Raw genomic sequence first — 24,066 nt, 5'->3', positions numbered from 1 at the left:
CCTACCTCTTGAAGGCGCGAGAACGGAAGCGCGCGTACGCACCGAGGGAAGAGAGCACGCCATGGCCCAGAAGATGATCTTCGTCAACCTGCCCGTCAAGGACGTCGCCGCCGCCAGGACCTTCTTCGAGAAGCTCGGCTGGACGATCAACCCGCAGTTCAGCGACGAGTCCACCGCGTGTGTCGTCATCAGCGACACGATCTTCGTGATGCTGCTGGAAGAGCCCAAGTTCCGTGGCTTCATGGCCCCCGGCAAGGAGATCGCCGACGCGACCCGGACCACGGAGGCGCTGGTCACGCTGAGCGCGGAGAGCCGCGAGGAGGTCGACGCGCTGGCCGAGGCGGCGCTGGCCGCGGGCGCCACCCCGGCGAAGGAGGCGCAGGACCACGGCTTCATGTACGGCCGCTCCTTCACCGACCTGGACGGCCACCACTGGGAGATCTTCTGGATGGACCCGGCGGCCGTCCAGGGCTGAGCCCCGGTGCGTCAGGCGGAGACCCCGCCGTCGATCACCAGATCCGCGCCCACGACGGAGCCCGCCGCGTCCGACGCGAGGTACAGCACGGCCGCCGCGATCTCGGCGGCCGAGGAGATCCTGCCGAGGGGAGAGTCCTGCTTCATCCGGACCTCCCGCTCGGCCTCCGTCTCCCCGGGCAGCAGCGACATCGACGACTCGGAGGCGCCGGGGCTGACCGCGTTGATGCGGACCCCGTCGGCGATGTGGTCCAGGGCGGCGGCCCTGGTCAGGGCCGACACGGCCGCCTTCGACACCTGGTAGCCGAAGACCCCGGGGACGCGCACGTGGGGGCCCAGGTTCGACGAGACGTTCACGATCGCCCCGCCGCCGTGCGCCCGCATGTGGGCCACCTCGGCCTGGAGGGCGTGCAGGACCCCCGTGACGTTGGTGTCGAGGAGTGCCTGCCAGTCCTCCAGCGGGAAGTCGGCGGCGCTGTGTCCGCCCCGGAAGATCCCCGCGTTGTTCACGGCCACGTCGAGCCCGCCGAAGCGCTGGACCGTGGCGCGGACCAGTTCCCGTACGGACTCGGCGGAGGCCACATCGGCGGTGACGGCCGCGGCCGTGCCCCCGGCGGCCTCGATCAGCGCGACCGTCTCCTCCAGCGGGCCCGAGGTGCGGCCCGCGACGACGACCTTCGCGCCCTCGGCGCCGAAGGCGAGCGCGACGGCCCGGCCGAGACCGGAACCCGCCCCGGTGACGAGTGCGACGCGGCCGGTGAAACGTGATGCGGACATATGGGTCAACTCCCCTGTGATGGTTGCTGCTTGGTCTGTGGTCTGTGGTCTGCGGTCTGCGGTCTGCGGTCTGCGGTCTGCGGTCGGTGGTCCGTGCGGCGTGCGATGCGTGATGCGGGTGGTGGTGTCACTCCGTGCGGGTCGTGGCGACCGCGAGGGCCGCGAAGAGGACGGTGGCCGCCGCCAGGGACACCGCGTCGCCGCCGAGGGTGAGCAGGGCGGCGAAGACGACGGTCGGACCGAGTTCCATCGCCGTGTTCAGGACGCCTCCGGCCAGCCCCGCGCGGTGCGCCGGGACGCCCTCGGTGGCGAGGACGGCGGCGCCGGAGAAAGACAGGGCGCCGCCGAGCGGCAGCAGGACGAGCCCCGGCAGCAAGCCGTACGCGTACGGGACCGAGGTCTCGAAGCCGGTCGCCGCCAGCAGCCCCAGGCCGACGGCCGCCGTCCCGAGGCCCGCCGAGGTCACCCGGCCGGGGCCGTACCGTGCGATCAGCGGGCCCGTCAGCCGGCCCGCGCCCAGCAGCGCGACGGCGAAGGGCACGAAGGCGGCGGAGGTGCGCAGTTCGTCCCAGCCGCGCTCCCGCTGGAGCGCGAGGGACAGCAGGACGAAGACGGTGGCCGTGCCCGCCGCGGTGAGCCCGATCGCCGCCAGGCCCAGGGCGCGGCGCCGGTCGCGCAGGAAACCCGGCGGCAGGAGCGGATCGGCCGTCCGCCGCTCCACCGCCCCGAAGGCGGTGAGCAGGGCGACTCCGGCGAGCAGCGGGACCAGGACCTGGGCGGACGCCCACGGGTGGGCGTCGGTGAGGACCAGCCCGTAACTGGCGAGGACGATGCCGCCGGTGGCGAGCAGCGCACCGGGCAGGTCGAGCGAGCGGCGCCCGGCCGTCCCGGAGGGCGGCGCGGGTGGCAGCAGCCGGGGCGCGAGGAGCAGTGCGGCGACGGCCACGGCGATCGGTACCGCGAACGTGCCGCGCCAGGAGGAGGCCGCCGCGATCACCCCGGAGAGCAGGTTCCCCGCGGTCGCGCCCAGCACGGAGAGCCCGCCCCAGGTGCCCATCGCCCTGCCGTACGCGCCCGGCGCCGGGAACAGGTCCCGGAGCGCGGCCATCGCCGCCGGGGCGACCAGCGCGGCACCGGCGCCCTGTCCGAACCGGGCGGCGAGCAGGGCCCCGTACCCCTGGGTGAGGGGGGCGAGGGCGGAGGCGGCGCCGAAGAGCAGCAGCCCGGCGGTGAGCGTCCGCCGTCCGCCGAATCGGTCGGCGAGCCGTCCGCCGAGGAGCAGCAGCCCGGCGAAGGTCAGCCCGTACGCGGCGCTCAGCAGGATCAACTGGGCCCGATCGAGCCGTAGTTCGACGCCGATGCGGGGGAGGGGTACGGCCAGCGAGGCGAGGGTGAAGACGAGCGTCATCTGCACGGCCCCGAGCAGGACGAATCCGGCGCGGGTACGGCGGACGCTGGTGCTGGCGGGCGTGCTGTGCCTCGGGCCCGTGTCTCCGGCTGCCGTCGCGCCCGCCGTGACCGTACCCCCGCCCCGACTCGTACCCTCGCCCGTTCTCCTGCCCCGACCCGTATCCGCACCCTCGTCCGGGCTCCGGTCCGTGCTCCTGTCCGCGCTCCCGTCCCCGCCCTCCGCCCCGCACCCTTCCGTGCCCTCGTCGGTGCTTCTCGTCGTCATCGACGACATGGCCACCCCCCGTTATATTTGACCGTTCGTTCCAATATGGGCGCCGAAGAAAAGGCGCCTCCCCCGTGGGCGCCTTTTCCGGATCGTTCAGTCCAGCAGGGTCAGTGCCTGCTCCGTCGCGTCGCGGACCCGGGCCGGGTCGCTCGACACCTTGCCGACCACCCGGATGCCCTGCATCAGGACGAGCAGCATCCGGGCGAGCGCCCGTGGGTCGCGGTCGGCCGGGAGTTCGCCCCCGGCGCGCGCCCGTGCGAGCGACGCGTGCAGGAGCGTCTCGATCTGCTCCCAGCTCAGCTCGACGCGGCGTGCCACCTTCGTGTCGTGCGGCCCCAGCTCCGCCGCCGAGTTGGTGACGAAACAGCCGTTCAGGCGCTCCTCATCGGTCGACGCCTCGGCGGCGAAGCGGCGGACGAGCGCGCGGACGGCGGGCAGTGCCGGACCCGGCGCGGACAGTTCCTCGGTGAGATCCGGGTCGCGGGTCTCCAGGTAGCGGTCCATCGCCTTCAGGTACAGCTCGTGCTTGTTGCCGAAGGTCGCGTAGATGCTGGCCCGGCCGATGCCGAGGTGCTCCACGAGGTCCGACATCGCCGTCGCCTCGTAGCCGCGCGCCCAGAACAGGTCGAGCGCTGCCTGGAGCGCGGCGTCGGGATCGAATTCCTTGGTCCTGGCCACGAGAGGACCGTACGGCTTTCTGGAACGAGCGGTCAAGCAATTTTTGGAACGATCGGTCAAGGGGGTGGCTTTGGTCGGGCCGGGGGACTGGTGCCGGCCGGGCCGCCGGGTGCTCGCGGGTCCGCCGGACGTCCGCTCACGGCGATCTGCTGTCCGGATATGAGACAAGGGGGGAATCGGGAAATCCGGCGTGCGGCGGCCCCGTCCGGCCGCCGGTCCCGCGTCCGTCCCGGCTGTGCCACCCCGTTCCGGCTGCGCCACCCCGTCCCGTCCCGGCTCCGCCACCGGGGTTAACCCGTGGTCAGCCTCGGCTCAAGCCTGCCTTAAGGATCAGGTGGACGGGCCCGAGCGCCGGGTTCGCGTGCGGAGGCCGACCTAGGGTGCCGGATGTGACCCCCGAGTCCAGCCCCCACCCCCTGTACGTGCCCCTGCCCGCCCCGCCGGCCCCGGCCACGCCCGCCGCCCCGCCCCCGCCCTCCGGCTCGCCCCGCCCCGCCGACCGCACCCGCCCCGCCGCCCTGCTCCACCCCACAGGCCCAGTTCACCCCACAGGCCACATTCACCCCACCACCCCGCTCCACTCCACCGGCCACACTCCCCCCGCAGGCCCGGTCCACCCCGCCGACCGCACCCATCCCCATCCCACCCCTGGCGTCCACGCCCCCACTCCTCACCCCCACCCCGACGTCCCTCCGCTCCGGCTCGCCCCCGACCGGCTGCGGAACGGCATCCTCGCCGGTGCCGGGGCGGTCACCCTGCTGTGGGGCGTCCAGGCCCGGCCGTCCGCCCGGCTCGACGCCCTCTTCGCCACCGGGGCCCACCTCACCGGTCTCCTCGCCGGATACGGCGTCCTCGTCCTGCTGCTGCTCATGGCCCGCGTCCCGGCCGTCGAGCACGGCGTCGGCGCCGACCGGCTCGCCCGCTGGCACGCGCTCGGCGGCCGGTACGTCCTCGGGCTCATCGGTGCGCACGCGCTCCTCGCCCTCTGCGGCTACGCCGCCCACACCCGTACCGACCTGGTCACCGCCACCGGGCACCTCCTGGCGTACCCGGCGCTCGCCGCCGCCACCGTCGGCACCGCCCTCTTCGTCGCCGTGGGCGTCACCTCCGCGCGCTCCGTCCGCCGCCGGGTCCGGCACGAGACCTGGCGGGCCGTCCACCTCGGCGGTCTGCTCGCCGCCGCCCTCGGCTTCGTCCACCAGCTCGCCGGGCCCGACGTGGCGGACAGCCTCCTCACCCGCTGGCTCTGGTCGATGGCCCACGGCACCGTCGCCGTCCTCCTCGTCTGGTACCGGCTCGTCGTCCCCGTCCGCGCCGCCCTCCGCCACGACCTGCGGGTCGTCGAGGTCCGCGACGAGGGGCCCGGGGTGGTCTCCGTCCTCGTCCGGGGCAGGGGAGTGGCCCGGCTCCGCGCCGAACCCGGCCAGTTCTTCCGCTGGCGGTTCCTGCGGCGCGGGCTCTGGGCCACCGCACTGCCCTTCTCCCTCTCCGCCCCGGTCCGCGACGACACCCTGCGGATCACGGTCAAGGCGCTCGGCGACCACACCCGGCGCATCCGGCGGCTGCGCCCCGGCACCAGGGTCCTGGCCTCGGGTCCGTTCGGCGCGCTCACCGCCCACCGCCGCACCCGCCGCAAGGTCCTGTTGCTCGCCGGCGGCGTCGGCATCACTCCGCTGCGGGCCCTCTTCGAGACGCTGCCCGGCGGGCCGGGAGACATCACCCTCCTCTACCGGGCGTCCGACGCCACCGGGCTCGTCCTGCGCGCCGAACTGGAGGGCATAGCCCGCGAACGCCGGGCCGCGCTCCACTTCCTCCTCGGCCCCTCGGACGCCTCCTTCGACCCGCTCGCCCCGCGCGCCCTGCGCGAACTGGTGCCGGACCTCGCTGTCCACGACGTCTACCTGTGCGGGCCGCCCGCGATGGCACGGGCCGCCACCGCCAACCTGATCCGGGCCGGAGTGCCGGCCTCCCGCATCCACAGCGAGGACTTCGACCATGCCTAGCGAGACGAGCGGACCGGACGCACGACGGTGTACGGCGGACGCGTGGGGAGGTACGGACGTGCGAGAGGCGGTGGACGTACGAGGGGCCCCGTACGTGCGGGGCACGGCGGACGTACCGGAGGCGGTGGACGTCCAGGGACCGCCGCCGTCCGGGGCGCGGGCCCGCCGGGGCAGGCACGGCGCGCCCCGGGCCCCGTTCGCGGCCGTCTCCGTCGAGCGGGCCCGGCGGCGGCTGGCGACCGCCCTCCTCGGCGCCGGGGCGATCGCCGCGACGCTGCTCACCGCCTCCGTGAGCCCGGCCGCCCCGCCCGCCCCGGACCGTGAGCCGGGCGCCGCAAGCTCAGACGTAGCTCAACTATCCGGCGATCGATGGACGGGGCAACGACCGTCTCCCTAGGCTCACGGCCATGCCCGACATATCGCTGACCACCCTCGTCCTGCTGTGCCTCGCCGCGCTCGTGGCGGGCTGGATCGACGCCGTGGTCGGCGGCGGTGGCCTGCTCCTGCTGCCCGCCCTGCTGCTCGGCCTCCCGAACGTCCCCGCCGCGCACATCCTCGGCACCAACAAGGCCGTCTCGATCGTGGGCACCTCGGGAGCCGCCGTCACCTACGTCCGCAAAGCGCCGGTCAAGGTGTGGACGGCGGTCCGTATCGGGCTCGCCGCGCTCATGGGCTCCATGGGCGGGGCCTTCTTCGCCGCCGGGATCAGCAGTGACGTGCTGCGCCCGGTCATCATGGTGGTGCTGCTGGCGGTGGCGGCCTTCGTGGTGCTGCGGCCGTCGTTCGGGGCGAAGCCGGAGGGGGCGGACCGGGCACCGCTGACCAGGGCGCGGATCGTGACCGCGATCGTCGTCGTGGGCGGTGGCATCGGCTTCTACGACGGCCTGTTCGGGCCGGGCACCGGCACCTTCCTGGTCCTCGCGCTGACCGCGGTGCTCCACCTCGACCTGGTGACGGCCTCCGCGACCGCGAAGATCGTCAACGTCTGCACCAACGCGGGCGCGCTCGTCATGTTCGCCCACCAGGGCAGCGTGTACTGGCAGCTGGCCGCCGTCATGGCGGTCTTCAACCTGGTGGGCGGGACCGTCGGGGCGCGGATGGCCCTGAGCAGGGGCGCCGAGTTCGTGCGCGGGGTGCTGCTCGTCGTGGTCCTGTCCCTGGTCGCGAAGCTCGCCTTCGACCAGTGGGCGTGAGCCCGGACGGGACAAGGGCTCAGGCCCACGGGCTCCGGGCCACGGGCTCCGGGCCAGCGGTGACAGGCCACGGGCCATGGCCCCGGACCACCGGAGCCCGGACGGGACAAGGCCCCGGGTCATCTCACCCCGATGAGGTGCCCGAAGGCGACCACGTTCCCCTGGTAGCCGTTCTTCTTCGAGAAGCCGCCGCCGCAGGTGATCACCCGGATCTCGGCCCGGCCCGCCTCGTCGTACACCTTGCGGTCGGGGAAGTCCTTGTTCTCGTACACCTCGACCGCGTCGACGGTGAACACCGCCGTGCGCCCGTCCTGCCGGTCGACCTCGATCCGGTGGCCCTTGCGCAGCGCGCCGAGCGTGTAGAAGACGGCCGGTCCCTCGGCGTTGTCGACATGGCCCGCGACGATCGCCGTGCCCTTGGCGCCGGGTGTGGTGCCTTCCCGGTACCAGCCGGCCAGGTTCCGGTCCGAGGCGGGTGGCACGTCGAGCGAGCCGTTCGCCGCGAGCCCGAGCGGTGCCATCGGGGTGTCCACATCGGTCTCCGGGATACGGAGCCGGACCGGCGGCGACGGCGGCAGCGGGTCGGCGGCGGCGTCGGTGTGCACGCTCGGCCCCGCGGCGAAGGCCTGGGCCGCCGACGGCACGGGCGGGGTGACCTGCCCGGAGCCGTTCTGGACGAGCCAGAGCCCGACGCAGGCGGCGACGGCCAGGCCCCAGCCCTTGCTCCTGTTGCTCACCTGGGTTCCCCCTGTCGGTTCATGGAGGTGGCCCCGCCCCCGCCGGGCCCGTGCGACGGGGCGGCGGGGGCAGGGCGGGCGGTGGTCCTCGGGAGGTGTCCGGAGCGTCACGCCAGGGGCGTCGCTCCTCGGACGTGCTCCGTCAGTGGCCCTGCGCGCCGCTCGCCCGGCGGCGCAGGAGCCAGACCCCGCCCACGGCAGTCGCGGCCAGCACCGCCGCACCTGCCGTGACCTGGGCGGTGTCGGGGCCCACGCTGCCCCCGACACCGGTCTGGACGTGCCCGCTCGGACCCCGGTGCCTGACGGTCAGCTCGCCCCGGGCCGTCCTGCCGTTGTCGCAGGCCACGCTGATGCCGTGGGTACCGGCCCTGGCGTGCTCCGGCACGTGGAACCGTCCGACCACGACGTCCTTGTGCGTGCTCGGGTTCAGCTGGAACTCGCCCGCGCCGAGCGAGTTCGCGTCACCGACGCCGTGACCGTGCTCACCGCAGGCGCGGGTGCTGACGGTGACGCTCGTACCGGGTTCGGCGGAGGACGGGTAGATCTCCAGGAACTCGGGGCGGCCGTTGTCGTGGTGGTTGCCGTTGTTGGTGCGGTCGTTCTCGTTGCCGTTGTTGGCGTACGCGACCGGGGCGGCGAACGCCCCGAGCGCGACGACCGTCAGCGCGGTACCGGTGAGCAGGCGGACAGGGGTGCGCATAGGGGAGCCTCCGGGGCGCGCGAGCGGTCATGCGGGGCGGTCCTGCCGGGAGGGACTTCCCGGCAGTGACCTTCATATGACCGAGATAAGAGCCGTGGCGCGCCCCGCGCCTGCTGATGAGGCATCAGGATTGGGCCGTCCGGTGCGGTGTGTCGGCTGGATTCCCGGAGTCCTCGCAGGTCGGAGTGGGTTTCGGGGCGTCAGGCGACACGCGGTGCCGAACGGGTGACCGCACGCGCGGCCTGTCGGGCGGGCCCTCGTCGGGGCGGGTCGGCTCCGGCCGTGTCGCCCGGCCGCCGGAGGGGTGGCGGTCGCGGGGGGTCGTCGTCATCGCTCCCCTTCCACGGCGGGGAGGACCGGGGCGGCTCCGGCCTCGGCCGCACCCCCGATCCCGGCCTCGCCCTCGGCCCCGGTTCTGGCCTCGCTCTCGGCTCCGGTCCCGACCTCACCCCCGCTCCCGGTCCTGGCCTCGCCCCCGCCCCCGGTTCTGGCCTCGACTCCGGCCCCGGCCCCGGTCTCCGGCGGTTCCGCGCCGAACGCCCGCCGCACCGCCGCGAGCAGCGCGTCGTAGCGGGCGGCGGCCTCCTCCGGGGCGAAGTGCCCGGAGATCTCCAGACTCACCGCGCCGTGCGAGGCGGCCCAGAGGGCCCTGGAGACCTCGCGGGCGTCGCCCGGCCGGAGGACACCCGCCTCCATGCAGGCGGTGACGGCGGCGGTCGAGGTCCCCAGGGCCGTCTCGGCGACCGCGAGGGCCTCCGGGCCCGGCCGGTGGCCGGGCAGCGCGCGCTCGAACATCACCCGGTAGTAGGCCGGTTCGGCCAGGGCGTGGCCACGGTAGGCGGCGCCGAGGGCGACGAGGTGCGCCAGGGGACCGCCGCCGCGCGGAACGCCCTCCTGGGCGCGGCGCAGCCGGGCGAAACCCTCCCGGTACAGCGCGTCGGCCAACCCCTCCTTCCCGCCGAACAGGGTGTAGAGGACCTTGGTCGACGCGCCGATGTCGGCGGAGATCCGCCGCACGGTCAGGGCGGCCGGGCCCTCCGACACCAGCAGTTCGACGGCGCGGCCGAGGATCGTGGCGCGCACGGCGTCCTGGCCGATGCGCCGGGCGTCCTGGTAGGGCGTGCTCATGGGGGACGACGTACCCCCGGGGTGACGCCGCTACCCCGTGTTCCGGCGCTCCGGGCGCCGGACCTCCACGGCCTTGATCACACCCGGCGGTTTCCGCCCCCACGCCCTCGGCCGCGTCCGGTGGCCTCCCCCCACGGCCTTGATCGCGCCCGGCGGTCTCCGGCCCCCCCCACGCCTTCGGTCGCGCCCGGCGGTCTCCGCCCCCGCCGCGTCAGCCCGCCACCGCCTCCGCCTCCACCGCGTCGTAGGCCGCGCGCACCCGGGCCATCAGCTCCTCGTCGACCGCGAACCCGGTCCCGTCGATCGCGGTCACCGGCGCGATGACCCGGGCGTTGGTCACCAGGGCGGCCCGGTAGCCCGGCAGATCGGCCCGGGTCACCGGGCGCCGGACCGACTCCAGGGCGCCCGAGAGCAGGGTCATGGTGATGCCCTCAAGGCACGGGGCCGACGGCCAGACCAGCGAAGTCCCGTCCCAGAAGGCGATGTTGCTGATCGCCCCCTCGGAGATCTCGCCGAGCGGCGAGGTGAGCAGCGCCTCGTCGTAACCGGCCCGCAGGGCCTCCGCCCGGTGGTAGGCCTGCCCGAAGCCGCCCAGGTGCTTGATGTGCGCGGCCGGACGCCAGTAGTCCACGGCCGTCAGGCGCTGCGGCGCGCCCGGCCCGTCGGGTGCGGGCAGGGCGACGGTCACCGCGACCCGGGCGCCCCCGTACACGTACACCCGCACCGAGGCGTCCCGCCGTCCGGCCGCCGCCAGGGCGCTCGCGATCAGCTCGCGGACCCGCCCGCCGGGCAGTTCCCGGTCGAACAGTTCACGGGTGGAGCGGTCGAGCCGGGCGAGGTGCGCGCCGAGGCCCCTCACCCGCCCGTCCCGTACCTGCATCGCCGTGAAGTGACCGAAACCGTTCATGAGGGTGGCGAGCAGTGCGGGGTCGGCAGCCGGTGCGCCGTCGATCTCGATGTGTTCGGGCGGAGTCGTCATGCCCCCACGGTACGGCCGCCGCTCCCCGCGCGGCCGGGGTGCCGGGGGCCGAGACCGGGCCCGCGCGGCGGGGGCGCGATCAGGGAAGCTCGTACCACCGGAACCCCACCACGCCTTCACCAGAAGGCCGTTCGGGAGGGGAGTGGAGATTCGGTACTTGACCTCAAGCAAGCTTGAGGTACCACCATCCTCTCCATGGACATCACGAACGCCGTCACGGCATCCGTCACCGCCGCTCCCGTCACCACCACCCCCGCGCCCCTCGCGCTCGCCCTCGTCGTCGCCAGCGACCGCGAAGGCCGCTTCGCCCCGGTCGTCGCCGACTGGTTCCTCTCCCACCTCGCCGAACGCGATGACTTCTCCGTCACCGTCGTCGACCTCGTCGACCTCGACCTCCCCACCGCCCTCTCGTACGAGCCCTCTCCGGCCGTCCTCGCCGAACTCGCCAAGGTCAGCCCCGTGCTGGCCGCCGCCGACGCCTTCGTCGTCGTCACCCCCGAGTACAACCACTCCTTCCCCGCCTCCCTCAAGAACCTCATCGACCGGCACTACACCGAGTGGCAGGCGAAGCCCGTCGCCTTCGTCTCCTACGGCGGCATCTCCGGCGGCCTGCGGGCCGTCGAGCAACTCCGCCAGGTCTACGCCGAGATGCACTCCGTCACCATCCGCGACACCGTCTCCTTCCCGCACGCCCACAGCCAGTTCGACGAGGACGGGCGGCACAAGGACCCGGCGGGCGCCGAGGCCGCGGCCAAGGCCCTCCTCGACCAGCTCGCCTGGTGGGGACACGCCCTCCGGGACGCCAAGGCCGTCCGCCCCTACGGCGCGTGAGGGCCCGGGCCGATGCTTCTGCGACTGCTCGTTCCCCGCCTCCGGCCCCACCGGCGGCTCCTCGTGCTCCTGGTCGTCCTCCAGCTCGTCCAGACGCTGGCCTCCCTCGCCCTGCCCACCCTCAACGCGGGTGTCATCGACGAGGGAGTCCTGCGCGGGGACACCGACCGGGTCCTCAGCGGCGGCGCCGTGATGATCGCCGTCACCCTGCTCCAGGCGGTGGTCGCGGCCGCCGCCACCTACACCGGGGCGAGGATCGCCATGGGCGTCGCCCGTGACCTGCGCTCCGAGGTCTTCCGCCGGGTCCAGGAGTTCTCCGTCCGGGAGCGGGGCCGGTTCGGGGCCGCCTCCCTCATCACCCGTACGACCAACGACGTCCAGCAGATCCAGACGTTCACCGTCATGGTCCTGACCATGCTGGTCGCCGCGCCGCTCCTGTGCGTCGGCGGGATCGTCATGGCCCTGCGCCAGGACGTGCCGCTCGCCGTGGTCCTGCTGCTCTTCGTGCCCGTGATGACCGGGGCCGTCGGCACGATCGTGCTGCGGATGCGGCCGCTGTTCCGGGGGATGCAGGAGCGCGTCGACGGCGCCAACCGGGTGCTGCGCGAGCAGATCACCGGCGTCCGGGTGGTCCGTGCCTTCGTCCGCGACCGGTACGAGAGGGAGCGGTTCGGCGCCGCCAACGACGAACTGCTCTCCGTCGGCCTCCGGGCGGGCCGGCTCCAGGCCCTGATGTACCCGACGGTGCTGATCGTCTGGGAGCTCGCGACCGTCGCCCTGGTGTACGTCGGCGCCCACCGCATCGACTCCGGCACGCTCCAGCCGGGCGGGCTCGTCGCCTTCCTCGGCTATCTGCTCCAGACCGCGATGTCCGTGATGATGGTCCTCTTCCTCCTGATGAACATGCCCCGGGCGGAGGCGGGCGCCGAGCGCGTCCGCGAGGTGCTCGACACCCGTTCCTCGGTGGTCCCGCCGGCCGATCCGGTGCGGACCGCGGACGGCCGGGGGGAGCTGGAGGTGCGGGGCGCGGGCTTCCGGTACCCGGGCGCGGAGGAGCCCGTCCTCACGGACGTGGGTCTCGTCGCCCGGCCCGGCGAGACGACCGCGATCGTGGGCTCGACCGGCAGCGGCAAGTCGACCCTCCTCGGACTCGTGCCCCGGCTCTTCGACACGGCGGGCGGCGAGGTGCTGGTCGACGGCGTCGACGTCCGGCGGCTCGACCCGGCACTGATGGCGAGGACGGTCGGACTCGTCCCGCAGAAGCCGTACCTCTTCTCCGGCACGGTCGCGACGAACCTCCGCTACGGCAGGCCCGGCGCGAGCGACGAGGAGCTCTGGCACGCCCTGGAGGTCGCCCAGGCGGCCGACTTCGTACGGGAGTCGGGGGACGGGCTCGACGCGCCGGTCTCCCAGGGCGGCACGAACTTCTCCGGCGGGCAGCGGCAACGCCTCGCCATCGCCCGGGTCCTCGTCGCCCGCCCCCGGCTCTACCTCTTCGACGACTCCTTCTCCGCGCTCGACCCCCGTACGGACGCCCGGCTCCGCGAGGCCCTGCGCGAGGAGACGGCGGGCGCGACCGTCGTGATCGTCGCCCAGCGGGTCTCCACCATCCGCGAGGCCGACCGGATCGTCGTCCTCGACCGGGGCCGGAACGTCGGCACCGGCACCCACACGTCCCTGATGCGGGACAACGCCACCTACCGGGAGATCGTCCTCTCGCAGCTCACCGAGGAGGAAGCGGCATGAACCCATCCACCACGGAGAACCCGGCGACGGAGGAACCCCCCGGCCGGAACGGCGACCCCACCCGCACCACCACCGACCCCATCCGCACCACCACCACCGACCCCACCCGCACCACCGGCCAGCGGCCCACCGACAAGCCCCTGACCGGCGAGAACCCCACAAGGAAGAGCCCCACCGCCCCGCGCCCCAGCACCCCGCAGTCAGCCGCCCCGCGCCCCACCGACAAGCCCCCCGGCCCCGTCTCGACCGCACCCGCCCGTACCGGCCCCTCCCCCCAGCAGCGCGGCCCCGGTGTCCCCGCCGCCGCCGTCCAGGAACGTTCCCTCTCCTTCCGGGCCTCCGGGCTCCGGCTCCTGCGCACCCTCGCCCCCGACCGGGCCCTCCTCCTCGCCGTCCTCGCCGCGGGCGCCACGGCCGTCCTCCTCTCCGTCCTCGGCCCGCTCCTCCTCGGCCGCGCCACCGACCTCGTCGTCTCCGGGGCCACCGGCCCCGCCGGGGTCGACTTCGCCGCCGTCGGCCGGGTCCTCGCCCTCTCCGTCCTGGTGGTCGCGGGCTCGGCCCTCTTCACCTGGATCCAGCTCCGGATCGCCACCACCGTCGTCCAGCGGGCCGGGCACCGGCTCCGCGAGCGGGCCCAGCACAAGCTGGCGAGGCTGCCCCTCACCTATCTCGACCGGCAGTCGCGCGGCGAGGTCATCTCCCGCACCACCAACGACATCGACAACGTCACCCAGACCCTCCAGCAGGCCCTCAGCCAGATGATCAGGGCCGTCCTGACCCTGTTCGGCGTCCTCGCGATGATGTTCTGGATCTCGCCGCTGCTCGCCCTCGTCGCCCTCGCCACCGTGCCCGTCTCGGTCCTCGTCGCCGCCCTCGTCGGGCGGCGCGCCCAGCCGCAGTTCGTGAAGCAGTGGGCGGTCACCGGCAAGCTCGGCAGCCATGTCGAGGAGATGATCACCGGACACACCGAGGTCGTCTCCTTCGGCCGCCGCGACGAGGCCGTGCGCCGCTTCGACGAACTGGGCGAGGAGCTGTACCGGGCGGGCTTCCGCGCCCAGTTCGTGTCCGGCTTCATCCAGCCCGCGCTGACCTTCGTCGGCAATCTGAACTACGTCGCCATCGCCGTCGTCGGCGGACTGCGGGTGGCGAGCGGCACCCTGTCCGTCGGTGACGTGCAGGCCTTCATCCAGTACTCGTACGAGTTCAACGGCCCGATCACCCAGGTCGCCGCGATGGCCAACCTCCTCCAGTCCGGGGTGGCCTCCGCCGAGCGGGTCTTCGACCTCCTCGACGCCGACGAGGAGAGCCCGGACCCGGCCGCACCGAGGCGGCCCGCCGAACTCCGCGGCGAGGTCTCCTTCGAGAAGGTGGCCTTCCGGTACGAGGAGGGCAGGCCGCTCATCGAGGACCTCTCGCTCACCGTCCGGCCCGGCAGCACGGTCGCGATCGTCGGCCCCACGGGGGCGGGCAAGACGACCCTGGTCAACCTGCTCCCCAGGTTCCACGAGGTGACCGGCGGCCGGATCTCCCTCGACGGCGTCGACACGGCGGCGATGACCCGGGAGGAACTGCGCTCCGGCATCGGCATGGTCCTCCAGGACACCTGGCTGTTCGGCGGGACCATCGCCGACAACATCGCGTACGGGGCGCCCGGCGAGGTCTCGCGGGAACGGGTCGTGGCGGCGGCCCGCGCCGCGCACGCCGACCGGTTCGTCCGCACCCTGCCCGAGGGCTACGACACCCGCCTCGACGAGGACGGCGGGGGCCTCAGCGCGGGCGAGAAGCAACTCGTCACCCTGGCCCGCGCGTTCCTCTCCGACCCGGTGATCCTGGTCCTCGACGAAGCCACCAGCTCCGTCGACACCCGGACCGAACTCCTCGTCCAGCAGGGCATGAACGCGCTCCGCGCGGGCCGCACGAGCTTCGTCGTCGCCCACCGGCTCTCCACGGTCCGGGACGCGGACGTGATCCTGGTGATGGAGAACGGCTCGATCGCCGAGCAGGGCACCCACGAGGAACTCCTCGCGGCCCGGGGCGCCTACGCCCGCCTGCACGAGGCCCAGTTCGCGACGGTGTGAGGCAACCGCGCGGGGAGCCGCGCGCGGGCTACGGTGAGGACGTGACCACACACGCCCTCACCGTCCTCACGACCACCGACAGCCGCGAGAAGGCCGAGGCCCTCGCCCGGGGCGCCGTCGAGGCCAGGCTCGCCGCCTGCGGCCAGGTCTCGGGACCCGTGACCTCCGTCTACCACTGGCAGCGGGCCGTCGAGACCACCGAGGAGTGGCAGGTCCTCCTGAAGACCACGGAGCACCGGTACGAGGCCCTGGAGGCCCATCTCCTCGCCGCCCACGACTACGACACCCCGGAGATCCTCGCCACCCCCGTCGTCCGGGCCTCCGCCGCCTATCTCGCCTGGCTCGCCGAGGAGACCAGCGCCCCGTGACCCTGCCGTTCTTCGTCTACGGGACGCTGCGCCCGGGCGCGTACAACCACGACCGGTTCCTCCTCGGGCGCACCGGGGCGGAGGAGGCGGCCCGGCTGCCGGGGGCGCTGCTGCACGACGGCCCCGGCTATCCGTACGCCGTGCCCGGCGCGGGAACCGTCGTCGGCACCCTGGTGACGGCCGGACCCGGGGAGTACGCGGGACTGCTCGGCGCGCTGGACCGGGTGGAGGGCGACGCCGGGTACGAGCGGGTCGCCCGCGAGGTGCTGCGGGTCGGGGACGGCGGCGCCGCGCGCGCGTGGGTCTACCTCGCCGCCCCCGGCACCCCGCTCGGCCCGCTCATCGCCTCCGGCGACTGGTTCCGGCGCTCACCGGCGGGCGGCGGGTGAGGCCAGCGCCTCGGTGACGCCCTTCTCCTCGGGGCCGAGGAAGTGCGGGTCGGGCCGCAGACCGGCGTCAAGGGCCGCCTTGCCCGCGGCGAACAGCTCCCGGGTGGTGCCGTAGTACCAGGTGTCGTCGTGGGGTTCGGGCACCCCGACCCCCAGGGCGTCGACGCCCGCCCGGCTGCAGAGCGCCACCGCCCGCTTGATGTGGAAGTCCTGGGTGACGAGCACGGCCCGGTCGACCCCGAAGACCTTCCGGGCGCGGACGCAGGAGTCCCAGGTGTCGAAACCGGCGTAGTCGCTGACGATCCGGTCGTCGGGCACCCCGCGCGCGGTCAGGTAGACGCGCATCGCGCTGGGCTCGTCGTACGAGGTCCTGCTGTTGTCGCCGGTGACCAGGAGGACCCGCACCTTGCCCGTCCGGTACAGCTCGGCGGCGGTGTCGAGCCGGTGCGCGAGGTACGGGGTGGGGCGCCCCTTCCACAGTCCGGCGCCGAACACGACGCCGACGTCCCTGGCGGGCACGTCGGCGGTCGTCCGCAGCTTCCCGGCGGCGGTGGTGTGCAGCCAGGTGACCGGGAGGAGGGCGAGGACCGAGGCCGCCATCACGGCCTGGACGGTACGGCGCCTGGCCCGGGTGGTGCGGGGGAGGAGCCGGGGGAGCCGGACCGGCATGGGGGAGCCTCCTGCTGTTCGAAGGGTGTCGAAGGGGTGTGCTGTCACCCGGTCCGACGTGATCCGGCCGGATTCGGTTCGCCGGACGCCCGGCTTGTTCCGTACAACACACCGGCGAGGAGTACCCCGGCCGCGCCCCCGAGCAGTTGCGCGCCGACGAAGCCCGGGACGGAGGAAGGGGCTATGCCGGTGAAGGAGTCGGTGAACGCGCGGCCGACGGTGGCCGCCGGGTTGGCGTAGGACCCGGAGGAGGTGAACCAGATGGCCGCGCCGATGTATCCGGCGACCGCGACGGGGGCGAGGGAGGAGCGTCCGATGTGCCGCAGGCCCTGCACGAGGAGGACGAGTCCGGCGGTGGCGACGAACTCGCCGAGGAGCAGATGGGGTGCCGAGAGCGAGGCGGTGGACCAGGTGACGGGCCGTCGCCCGAACATCGCCTCGGCGAGCAGCGCGCCCGCGACGGCCCCGGCGAACTGGGCGGCGACATAGGCGGCGACGTCCCGGCCGCCGCCCTCGGGGCGGGTGGTCCACCACTCGGTGAGCGTCACGACGGGGTTGAGATGGGCGCCGGAGAGCGGCCCGAGGAGCGCGATGATCAGCCCGAGGCCGATCGCGGAGGCGGCGGCGTTGGCGAGCAGCCGGACGCCGAGGTCGTGGCTCAGGAGGTCGGCGCGGATGCCGGAGCCGACGATGACGGCGACGAGGGCGCCGGTGCCGATGAACTCGGCCAGGACACGCCGGTGGAGCGCGGGCGGAGACATTCTCATGGCGGAAAAGGTATTCCGCTGAATGGAATCGGGGAGTAAACAGCGTGCAAGGAAATCGAACAGGATCGTACGATCCCGCCATGATCGACGACGCGATCCACAACAACGCCGAGTGGTGCCAGGCGATGTGCGCCGCCCACGGGATCTCCGGCACCTTCGGGCCCCGGGCCTGGACCAGTCCCCGCCGCACCCCGCTGTACTACCCCGACGCGGTGACGCTCACTCAGGACGCCACCGCCGGGGACGTCCTGGCCGGAATCGACCGCACGGCCCCCGGCGCCTCGGTCAAGGACAGCCACGCCCGGCTCGACCTCACGGCCGAGGGCTTCCGCCTCCTCTTCGAGGCCGACTGGATCCACCGCCCGGCCGGTCTCCCGTTGCCCCCGGCCGACGGCGACTGGCGGTCCGTCACCACCGCCCGGGAGCTGGCCGACTGGGCGCTCGCCTGGAGCGGGGGGGACCCGGAGGAGGCGGCGCTGTTCCGCCCCGGACTCCTGGACCACCCCGCGACGACCCTCGTCGTGGGACACGGCCCCGACGGACGCCTCCTCGGCGGCGCCGTCCTCAGCGCGAGCACCGCCGTCACCGGGGTCTCCAACCTCTTCACGGCCGACGGCACCGACCCGGCCCGGGTGTGGGCCGGCTGCCTCGCCCTCACGGACCCGGCGAAGCCGGTCGCCGGCTACGAGTCCGGCGACGACCTGCCCCCCGCCCTCGCGGCGGGCTTCGAGAGGACGGGACCCCTGCGGGTCTGGCTGGACGGCTGAGGCGGCTGAGGCGGCTGAGGCGGTGGGGACGGCAGGGACGGCGGGGACGGGAGACGGCGGGGACCGAGGCCGAGGGCGCCGCCCGGATCACCCGCCCGGCCCCCGTCGTCCCCTACGGGAGCCGCCTGCGTACGGCCCCTCGTGTCGGTCCCGCCGGTTACCTTCGGTGCATGGAAGGCAACGAGCACAGCACGGACCGCACGGATCACACAGATCGCTCGGATCACCAGGACCGCACGAGCCACGCAGGTCGCCAGGACCGCACGACCCACGCAGGTCGCACGGACCGCACGGACCGCGCGGACCGCACCCCCGGTGCCGCCCCCGGGGGCGCCGAGAGCCGCTCCGCCACCCCCGGCTACGACACCGCCGCCACCGAGCGCTGGGCCGCCGAGCCCGACAAACGGCCGGGCCGCACCGCCTTCCAGCGCGACCGCGCCCGTGTGCTGCACTCCGCCGCGCTCCGCAGGCTCGCCGGGAAGACCCAGGTCGTCACCCCCGGCACCCGGGGCCACGCCTGGGACGCCAGCCCCCGCACCCGGCTCACCCACTCCCTGGAGTGCGCCCAGGTCGGCCGCGAGCTGGGCGCCGCCCTCGGCTGCGACCCCGACCTCGTCGAAGCCGCCTGCCTCTCCCACGACATGGGCCATCCGCCCTTCGGGCACAACGGCGAGCAGGCGCTCAACGAGGTCGCCCAGGACTGCGGCGGCTTCGAGGGCAACGCCCAGTCGCTCCGCCTCCTCACCCGCATCGAACCCAAGCACTTCGTACGGGACGCCGACGGCCGACCGGTCGGCCTCGGCCTCAACCTCACCCGGGCCACCCTCGACGCCGCCACCAAGTACCCGTGGACGCGCGGCGGACACCCCGAGGACCCCGGCTCGCCCAAGTTCGGCGTCTACGAGGACGACCTGCCGGTCTTCGCCTGGATCCGCAGCGGCGCGCCCGCCCACCGCAAGTGCTTCGAGGCCCAGGTCATGGACTGGTCCGACGACGTGGCCTACTCGGTGCACGACTTCGAGGACGGGCTGCACGCCGGGCACATCGACCCCAACCTCCTCCTCGCCGAGCCCGAACGGGCCGACATCTGGGCCGTCGCCGTCGGCCGCTACGTACCGGCGGACACCGACCCCCAGGAACTGGCCGAAGCCCTCGACCGGCTCATGGACCAGGAGTGGTGGCCGCACGGCTACGACGGCTCCGCCGTCGCCCAGGCACGGCTGAAGGACGCCACCAGCCAGCTCATCGGCCGCTTCTGCCTCGCCGCCGAGACCGCCACCCGGGAGGAGTACGGGACGGGGCCGCTCACCCGGTACGGCGCCGAACTTGTCGTCCCCCGCGCCGCGCGCAACGAGTGCGCCGTCCTCAAGGCGGTCGCCGACCGGTACGTCATGCAGCGCGCCGAACAGGAGGCGCTCCGCGCCGACCAGCGGATCGTCGTCGCCGAACTGGCCGAGGCGCTCGTCGCCCGCGCCCCCGACGGCCTCGAACCGCAGTTCCGGTCCCTGTTCGACGCGGCGCGCGACGACCGGGCCCGCAAGCGGGTGATCGTCGACCAGATCGCCTCCCTCACCGACGCCTCCGCCCGCGCCCTCCACACCAGGCTCCGCCCGCACCACGGCTGAGCCGCGCTCCGCGGATCAGGGCCGTTCGGCGGAACGCGCCCCCGGTCGGCCCTCTTCCGCCACCACCCCCGGTGCGGGACGCTCACATGCGGCGCCCCGGGGCGGTACGGCCCGACGCCCGCCCGGGGGCGTAGGTTGGAACCGGTCGCAAAGAGGAGGAAAGACGTGGTCGACGCAGATCAGACCTTTGTCATCGTCGGCGGGGGCCTGGCAGGGGCCAGAGCGGCGGAGACCCTGCGCGCCGAGGGGTTCAACGGCCGGGTGATCCTCATCGGCGACGAACGCGATCACCCCTACGAACGCCCGCCCCTCTCCAAGGGCTACCTCACCGGCGCCAAGGAACGCGACACGGTCTTCGTGCAGGAGGCCGCCTGGTACGCCCGCAACGACATCGAGCTGCACCTCGGGCAGCCCGTCACCGCCGTCGACCGCGAGGCCCGCACCGTCCGGCTCGGCGACGGCACCGTCATCCGCTACGACAAGCTGCTCCTCGCCACCGGCTCCGAACCGCGCCGCCTCGACGTCCCCGGCACCGAGCTGGCGGGCGTCCACCACCTGCGCAGGCTCGCCCACGCCGACCGGCTCCGGCAGGTCCTCGCCGGCCTCGGCCGGGACAACGGACACCTGGTGATCGCCGGAGCGGGCTGGATCGGCCTGGAGGTCGCCGCCGCCGCCCGCGGCTACGGCGCCGAGGTCACCGTCGTCGAGTCCGACCCCACCCCGCTGCACCGGGTCCTCGGACCCGAGCTGGGCCAGCTCTTCGCCGACCTGCACACCGACCGGGGCGTCCGCTTCCACTTCGGCACCCGGCTCACCGAGATCATCGGCCAGGACGGCATGGTCCTCGCCGTCCGCACCGACGACGGCGAGGAGCACCCGGCGCACGCCGTGCTCGCCGCGATCGGCGCCGCCCCCCGGACCGCCCTCGCCGAGAACGCCGGGCTCGCCCTCGTCGACCGGGCCGACGGCGGCGGCATCGCCGTCGACGAGTCGCTGCGCACCTCCGACCCCGACGTGTTCGCCGCCGGGGACGTGGCCGCCGCCCACCACCCGCTCCTGCACACCCGGCTCCGCGTCGAGCACTGGGCCAACGCCCTCAACGGCGGACCCGTCGCCGCCCGCGCCATGCTGGGCCAGCAGGTCTCCTACGACCGCGTCCCCTACTTCTTCACCGACCAGTACGACCTGGGCATGGAGTACTCCGGCTGGGCGCCCCCCGGCTCGTACGACCAGGTCGTCGTCCGGGGCGACACCGGCAAGCGCGAGTTCATCGCCTTCTGGCTCAAGGAGGGCCGGGTCCTCGCCGGGATGAACGTGAACGTGTGGGACGTCACAGAGCCGATCCAGCGGCTCATCCGGGCCCGCACGCGCGTGGACGCCGACGCCCTCGCCGACGCCTCCGTCCCCCTGGAGGACCTCGTCCGGTAGGTAGACTCTGTGCGTGGCAGGCAGGATCAACGATGACGACGTGAAGGCGGTACGGGACGCGGTCCCGATCGACGCCGTCGTGTCCGAGTACCTCCAGCTCCGCAACGCGGGCGGCGGGAACCTCAAGGGCCTCTGCCCCTTCCACGACGAGAAGTCGCCCTCCTTCCAGGTCAGCCCGGGCAAGGGACTCTTCCACTGCTTCGGCTGCCAGGAGGGCGGCGACACCATCGCGTTCGTGATGAAGATCGACCACCTCTCCTTCTCGGAGACGGTCGAGCGCCTCGCCGCCAAGGCGGGCATCACCCTGCGGTACGAGGAGGGCGGCTACAACCCCGGCCACCAGCGCGGCGAACGCATCCGTCTGATCGAGGCGCACAAGGCCGCCGCCCAGTTCTACATCGACCAACTCGACTCGCCCGAGGCCGAGATCGGACGGAAGTTCCTCGCCGAACGCGGCTTCGACCAGGCCGCCGCCGCGCACTTCGGCGTCGGCTACTCCCCGGCGGGCTGGGACCACCTCACCCGCTTCCTGCGCGGCAAGGGCTTCACCGACAAGGAACTGATCCTCTCCGGGATCTCCCAGGACGGCCGGCGGGGCCCCATAGACCGCTTCCGGGGCCGCCTCATGTGGCCGATCAGGGACGTCGGCGGCGAGATCGTCGGATTCGGCGCCCGCAAGCTCCGCGACGACGACAACGGCCCCAAGTACCTCAACACCCCCGAGACCCCGGTCTACAAGAAGTCCCAGGTGCTCTACGGCATCGACCTGGCGAAGAAGGACATCGCCAAGGCCAGCCGCGCCGTCGTCGTCGAGGGCTACACCGACGTCATGGCCTGCCACCTCGCCGGGGTCACCACCGCCATCGCCACCTGCGGCACCGCCTTCGGCGGCGACCACATCAAGATCCTCCGCAGGCTCCTCATGGACAACGGCTCGGCCCGCGTCATCTTCACCTTCGACGGCGACGCCGCCGGACAGAAGGCCGCCCTGCGCGCCTTCGAGGACGACCAGAAGTTCGCCGCCGAGACCTACATCGCCATCGCCCCCGACGGCATGGACCCCTGCGACCTGCGGCTCGCCAAGGGCGACGGGGCCGTCGCCGACCTCGCGGAGCCCCGCATCCCGCTCTTCGAGTTCGCGCTCCGCCAGATCGTGGACCGCTACGACCTGGAGACCCCGGCGGGCCAGGCCGCCGCCCTCGACGAGGCCGCCCCGATCGTCGCGAAGCTCAAGAACCCCTCCACCCAGCACCGGGTGGCCGTCCAGCTCGCGGGCCTGGTCGGCTTCCTCGACACCCAGTTCGTGGTCCGCCGGGTCGCCCGGGTCGCCCGCTGGCAGCGCGGCGGCGGCGACAAGGACTCCACCCCGAGGACCTCGCGGCGCGACGCGTACGAGATCGAGGCACCCGCCGTCCTCCCCGGGCCCGCGCTCAACCTGCGCAGCCCCGCCCACCGCACCGAGCGCGAACTGCTCAAGCTCGCCCTCCAGCGCCCCGAACTGGTCTCCCCGGCCTTCGACGCGTACGGCGCCGACGAGTTCACCGCCCCGCCGTACGCGGCCGTCCGCCAGTGCGTCCAGGACGCGGGCGGCGCCACCGGCGCCCCCTCCGACTACCTCGACACCGTCCGCCAGGCCGCGCCCAACGACACGGTCCGCGCCCTCGTCACCGAACTCGCCGTCGAGACGATCTTCGCGAAGGCCGTCGACGAGGCCTACGCGGGCGACCAGCTCGTCACGGTCCGGCTCCGCGCGGTGGAACGGCGCATCCGCGAGATCCAGGGCTCGATGGCCCGGCTCGGCGCCCACCGCGACATGGAGGGGCAGGCCGCCGCCGAGAGCGAGCTGTGGGTGCTGACCCAGTACCAGCAGTCCCTGCGGAACAACGGCGCCGCCGCCCTCTGACGCACGTTCCGTCACGCACCGCTGGCAAAAAGTCACCGCACGCCCCTCGTGGCGGCGATGTGTCGTACCCCACACTGGGTGACGGAGCCGTTCCGCCCCTCCCTGGAGGTCGCCCGCCGTGCACACCCAGACCGTGTCGCAGGAACCGGCCGAACCCGGCGAGGACGCGGAGGAGGAAGCCGCGGTGCCGCCCCCGCGCCGCCGCGCCGACCCCGGGAGCAACGCACCCTCCTCGGACCTGTTCCGCCAGTACCTCCGCGAGATCGGACGCATCCCGCTGCTCACCGCCGAGGAGGAGGTCGACCTCGCCCGCCGGGTCGAGGCCGGCCTGTTCGCCGAGGAGAAGCTGACCGGGACCCCCGACCTCGACTCACGGCTCGCGGGCGACCTCGACCGGATCGTCGTCCTCGGCCGGATCGCCAAACGCAAGCTCATCGAGGCCAACCTGCGCCTCGTCGTCTCCGTCGCCAAACGGTACGTGGGCCGGGGCCTGACCATGCTGGACCTCGTCCAGGAGGGCAACCTCGGCCTCATCCGCGCCGTCGAGAAGTTCGACTACGCCCGGGGCTACAAGTTCTCCACGTACGCCACCTGGTGGATCCGCCAGGCGATGTCCCGCGCCCTGGCCGACCAGGCACGGACCATCCGCGTCCCCGTCCACGTCGTCGAACTCATCAACCGGGTGATCCGCGTCCAGCGCCGGATGCTCCAGGAACGCGGCTACGAGCCCACCGCCGAGGAGGTCGCCGCCCAGCTCGACCTGCCGCCCGAACGGGTCGGCGAGGTGCTGCGGCTCGCCCAGGAACCCGTCTCCCTGCACGCCCCCGTCGGCGAGGAGGACGACGTGGCCCTCGGCGACCTCATCGAGGACGGCGACGCCGCCTCCCCGGTCGAGTCGGCCGCGTTCCTGCTGCTCCGCCGCCACCTGGAGGACGTCCTCTCCACCCTCGGCGAACGCGAACGGAAGGTCGTCCAGCTCCGCTACGGCCTGGACGACGGCAGGCCCCGCACCCTGGAGGAGATAGGCCGCATCTTCGGTGTCACCCGGGAACGCATCCGCCAGATCGAGTCCAAGACCCTCAGCAAACTCCGCGACCACGCCTACGCGGACCAGCTGCGCGGCTACCTCGACTGAAACGGGCCGACGG

General features: G+C 73.8%; 23 protein-coding genes. 14 read left to right on the top strand and 9 right to left on the bottom strand.

Annotation, left to right across the window (positions count from 1 at the left end; genetic code table 11):
• The first annotated feature begins 61 nt into the window (after positions 1–61).
• Positions 62–475, top strand: a complete 414-nt coding sequence (locus tag ACIRQY_RS11165; protein ID WP_403923818.1) for a VOC family protein — start codon at positions 62–64, stop codon at positions 473–475.
• Positions 476–486: 11 nt separating this feature from the next.
• Here the strand turns inward: ACIRQY_RS11165 and ACIRQY_RS11160 are convergent, their stop codons facing one another.
• The 3 genes from ACIRQY_RS11160 to ACIRQY_RS11150 all read right to left on the bottom strand — a co-directional run bounded on the left by ACIRQY_RS11160 (position 487) and on the right by ACIRQY_RS11150 (position 3,607).
• The gene (locus ACIRQY_RS11160) at positions 487–1,251 is read right to left on the bottom strand and encodes an SDR family NAD(P)-dependent oxidoreductase (RefSeq protein WP_403923815.1); all 765 of its coding nucleotides are present in this window, start codon (positions 1,249–1,251) and stop codon (positions 487–489) included.
• Positions 1,252–1,378: 127 nt separating this feature from the next.
• Positions 1,379–2,665, bottom strand: coding sequence for an MFS transporter (locus tag ACIRQY_RS11155; protein WP_403923813.1), 1,287 nt, complete (start codon positions 2,663–2,665; stop codon positions 1,379–1,381).
• 357 nt (positions 2,666–3,022) lie between these two features.
• The gene (locus tag ACIRQY_RS11150; protein ID WP_403923810.1) at positions 3,023–3,607 is read right to left on the bottom strand and encodes a TetR/AcrR family transcriptional regulator; all 585 of its coding nucleotides are present in this window, start codon (positions 3,605–3,607) and stop codon (positions 3,023–3,025) included.
• Between the two features lie 389 nt (positions 3,608–3,996).
• Between ACIRQY_RS11150 and ACIRQY_RS11145 the strand changes: the two genes are divergently transcribed.
• From ACIRQY_RS11145 to ACIRQY_RS11135, 3 genes are read left to right on the top strand one after another with little or no spacing between them, the layout of a single operon-like run.
• Positions 3,997–5,610 carry a ferric reductase-like transmembrane domain-containing protein gene (locus tag ACIRQY_RS11145; protein WP_403923807.1) on the top strand — a complete coding sequence of 538 codons (1,614 nt, stop codon included), beginning with the start codon at positions 3,997–3,999 and terminating at the stop codon, positions 5,608–5,610.
• Positions 5,611–5,668: 58 nt separating this feature from the next.
• A complete protein-coding gene (locus tag ACIRQY_RS11140; RefSeq protein ID WP_403923804.1) occupies positions 5,669–6,007 on the top strand; it encodes a hypothetical protein in 339 nt (112 codons plus the stop codon).
• Between the two features lie 10 nt (positions 6,008–6,017).
• Entirely contained in the window at positions 6,018–6,803 is a 786-nt protein-coding gene (locus ACIRQY_RS11135; RefSeq protein ID WP_351789256.1) for a TSUP family transporter, read from the top strand.
• A gap of 119 nt (positions 6,804–6,922) precedes the next feature.
• Here the strand turns inward: ACIRQY_RS11135 and ACIRQY_RS11130 are convergent, their stop codons facing one another.
• From ACIRQY_RS11130 to ACIRQY_RS11115, 4 genes are all read right to left on the bottom strand, one after another.
• The gene (locus ACIRQY_RS11130) at positions 6,923–7,540 is read right to left on the bottom strand and encodes a class F sortase (protein ID WP_403923802.1); all 618 of its coding nucleotides are present in this window, start codon (positions 7,538–7,540) and stop codon (positions 6,923–6,925) included.
• A 142-nt stretch (positions 7,541–7,682) separates the two neighbouring features.
• The gene (locus tag ACIRQY_RS11125) at positions 7,683–8,240 is read right to left on the bottom strand and encodes a hypothetical protein (RefSeq protein ID WP_351789251.1); all 558 of its coding nucleotides are present in this window, start codon (positions 8,238–8,240) and stop codon (positions 7,683–7,685) included.
• A gap of 327 nt (positions 8,241–8,567) precedes the next feature.
• On the bottom strand, positions 8,568–9,368 hold the full coding sequence (locus tag ACIRQY_RS11120; protein ID WP_403923799.1) for a WHG domain-containing protein: 801 nt from the start codon (positions 9,366–9,368) through the stop codon (positions 8,568–8,570).
• 211 nt (positions 9,369–9,579) lie between these two features.
• On the bottom strand, positions 9,580–10,347 hold the full coding sequence (locus ACIRQY_RS11115; RefSeq protein ID WP_403923796.1) for an aminotransferase class IV: 768 nt from the start codon (positions 10,345–10,347) through the stop codon (positions 9,580–9,582).
• Between the two features lie 195 nt (positions 10,348–10,542).
• On the opposite strand from ACIRQY_RS11115, the gene ACIRQY_RS11110 reads away from it, so the two are divergent.
• From ACIRQY_RS11110 to ACIRQY_RS11090, 5 genes are read left to right on the top strand one after another with little or no spacing between them, the layout of a single operon-like run.
• Positions 10,543–11,178 (top strand): NADPH-dependent FMN reductase, encoded by a 636-nt coding sequence (locus tag ACIRQY_RS11110; RefSeq protein ID WP_403923794.1) that lies wholly within the window; start codon positions 10,543–10,545, stop codon positions 11,176–11,178.
• A gap of 12 nt (positions 11,179–11,190) precedes the next feature.
• Positions 11,191–12,924 carry an ABC transporter ATP-binding protein gene (locus ACIRQY_RS11105; RefSeq protein WP_403923790.1) on the top strand — a complete coding sequence of 578 codons (1,734 nt, stop codon included), beginning with the start codon at positions 11,191–11,193 and terminating at the stop codon, positions 12,922–12,924.
• Positions 12,921–15,002, top strand: coding sequence for an ABC transporter transmembrane domain-containing protein (locus tag ACIRQY_RS11100; protein WP_403923788.1), 2,082 nt, complete (start codon positions 12,921–12,923; stop codon positions 15,000–15,002). Before ACIRQY_RS11105 ends, ACIRQY_RS11100 begins: the two co-directional genes overlap by 4 nt.
• Before the next feature lie 41 nt (positions 15,003–15,043).
• Positions 15,044–15,370, top strand: coding sequence for a divalent-cation tolerance protein CutA (cutA, locus tag ACIRQY_RS11095; RefSeq protein ID WP_351789238.1), 327 nt, complete (start codon positions 15,044–15,046; stop codon positions 15,368–15,370).
• Entirely contained in the window at positions 15,367–15,759 is a 393-nt protein-coding gene (locus ACIRQY_RS11090) for a gamma-glutamylcyclotransferase family protein (protein ID WP_403923785.1), read from the top strand. The genes cutA and ACIRQY_RS11090 overlap by 4 nt, the downstream gene beginning before the upstream one ends.
• On the opposite strand, the gene ACIRQY_RS11085 is transcribed toward ACIRQY_RS11090, so the two are convergent.
• Positions 15,739–16,428, bottom strand: a complete 690-nt coding sequence (locus tag ACIRQY_RS11085; RefSeq protein WP_403923782.1) for a vancomycin high temperature exclusion protein — start codon at positions 16,426–16,428, stop codon at positions 15,739–15,741. The genes ACIRQY_RS11090 and ACIRQY_RS11085 overlap by 21 nt on opposite strands.
• 44 nt (positions 16,429–16,472) lie before the next feature.
• Positions 16,473–17,195, bottom strand: coding sequence for an aquaporin (locus ACIRQY_RS11080; protein ID WP_403923779.1), 723 nt, complete (start codon positions 17,193–17,195; stop codon positions 16,473–16,475).
• Between the two features lie 80 nt (positions 17,196–17,275).
• Between ACIRQY_RS11080 and ACIRQY_RS11075 the strand changes: the two genes are divergently transcribed.
• From ACIRQY_RS11075 to ACIRQY_RS11055, 5 genes are all read left to right on the top strand, one after another.
• Positions 17,276–17,962, top strand: coding sequence for a hypothetical protein (locus tag ACIRQY_RS11075; protein WP_403923776.1), 687 nt, complete (start codon positions 17,276–17,278; stop codon positions 17,960–17,962).
• Between the two features lie 170 nt (positions 17,963–18,132).
• Complete coding sequence (locus tag ACIRQY_RS11070; RefSeq protein ID WP_403923773.1) at positions 18,133–19,587, top strand: deoxyguanosinetriphosphate triphosphohydrolase; 1,455 nt, start codon at positions 18,133–18,135, stop codon at positions 19,585–19,587.
• 165 nt (positions 19,588–19,752) lie between these two features.
• Positions 19,753–21,015 (top strand): FAD-dependent oxidoreductase, encoded by a 1,263-nt coding sequence (locus ACIRQY_RS11065; protein WP_351789220.1) that lies wholly within the window; start codon positions 19,753–19,755, stop codon positions 21,013–21,015.
• A 13-nt stretch (positions 21,016–21,028) separates the two neighbouring features.
• Positions 21,029–22,918: a DNA primase gene (gene dnaG, locus ACIRQY_RS11060; RefSeq protein WP_351789217.1), complete on the top strand. Its 1,890-nt coding sequence runs from the start codon at positions 21,029–21,031 to the stop codon at positions 22,916–22,918.
• A 118-nt stretch (positions 22,919–23,036) separates the two neighbouring features.
• Positions 23,037–24,053, top strand: a complete 1,017-nt coding sequence (locus tag ACIRQY_RS11055; RefSeq protein ID WP_403923769.1) for an RNA polymerase sigma factor — start codon at positions 23,037–23,039, stop codon at positions 24,051–24,053.
• Positions 24,054–24,066: the final 13 nt, after the last annotated feature.

The organism is Streptomyces sp. NPDC101490 (assembly GCF_044767145.1).
GTDB lineage: Bacteria > Actinomycetota > Actinomycetes > Streptomycetales > Streptomycetaceae > Streptomyces.
The sequence above is the reverse complement of the archived record's forward strand: the minus strand, read 5'-3'. Positions and strand labels throughout refer to the sequence as shown.

Coding starts and splice junctions, on each gene's coding strand:
- ACIRQY_RS11165 (WP_403923818.1), top strand. CDS start 62: ATGGCCCAGAAGATGATCTTCGTCAACCTGCCCGTCAAGGACGTCGCC.
- ACIRQY_RS11160 (WP_403923815.1), bottom strand. CDS start 1,251: ATGTCCGCATCACGTTTCACCGGCCGCGTCGCACTCGTCACCGGGGCG.
- ACIRQY_RS11135 (WP_351789256.1), top strand. CDS start 6,018: ATGCCCGACATATCGCTGACCACCCTCGTCCTGCTGTGCCTCGCCGCG.
- ACIRQY_RS11125 (WP_351789251.1), bottom strand. CDS start 8,240: ATGCGCACCCCTGTCCGCCTGCTCACCGGTACCGCGCTGACGGTCGTC.
- ACIRQY_RS11120 (WP_403923799.1), bottom strand. CDS start 9,368: ATGAGCACGCCCTACCAGGACGCCCGGCGCATCGGCCAGGACGCCGTG.
- ACIRQY_RS11115 (WP_403923796.1), bottom strand. CDS start 10,347: ATGACGACTCCGCCCGAACACATCGAGATCGACGGCGCACCGGCTGCC.
- ACIRQY_RS11110 (WP_403923794.1), top strand. CDS start 10,543: ATGGACATCACGAACGCCGTCACGGCATCCGTCACCGCCGCTCCCGTC.
- ACIRQY_RS11105 (WP_403923790.1), top strand. CDS start 11,191: ATGCTTCTGCGACTGCTCGTTCCCCGCCTCCGGCCCCACCGGCGGCTC.
- ACIRQY_RS11100 (WP_403923788.1), top strand. CDS start 12,921: ATGAACCCATCCACCACGGAGAACCCGGCGACGGAGGAACCCCCCGGC.
- ACIRQY_RS11085 (WP_403923782.1), bottom strand. CDS start 16,428: ATGCCGGTCCGGCTCCCCCGGCTCCTCCCCCGCACCACCCGGGCCAGG.
- ACIRQY_RS11080 (WP_403923779.1), bottom strand. CDS start 17,195: ATGAGAATGTCTCCGCCCGCGCTCCACCGGCGTGTCCTGGCCGAGTTC.
- ACIRQY_RS11075 (WP_403923776.1), top strand. CDS start 17,276: ATGATCGACGACGCGATCCACAACAACGCCGAGTGGTGCCAGGCGATG.
- ACIRQY_RS11070 (WP_403923773.1), top strand. CDS start 18,133: ATGGAAGGCAACGAGCACAGCACGGACCGCACGGATCACACAGATCGC.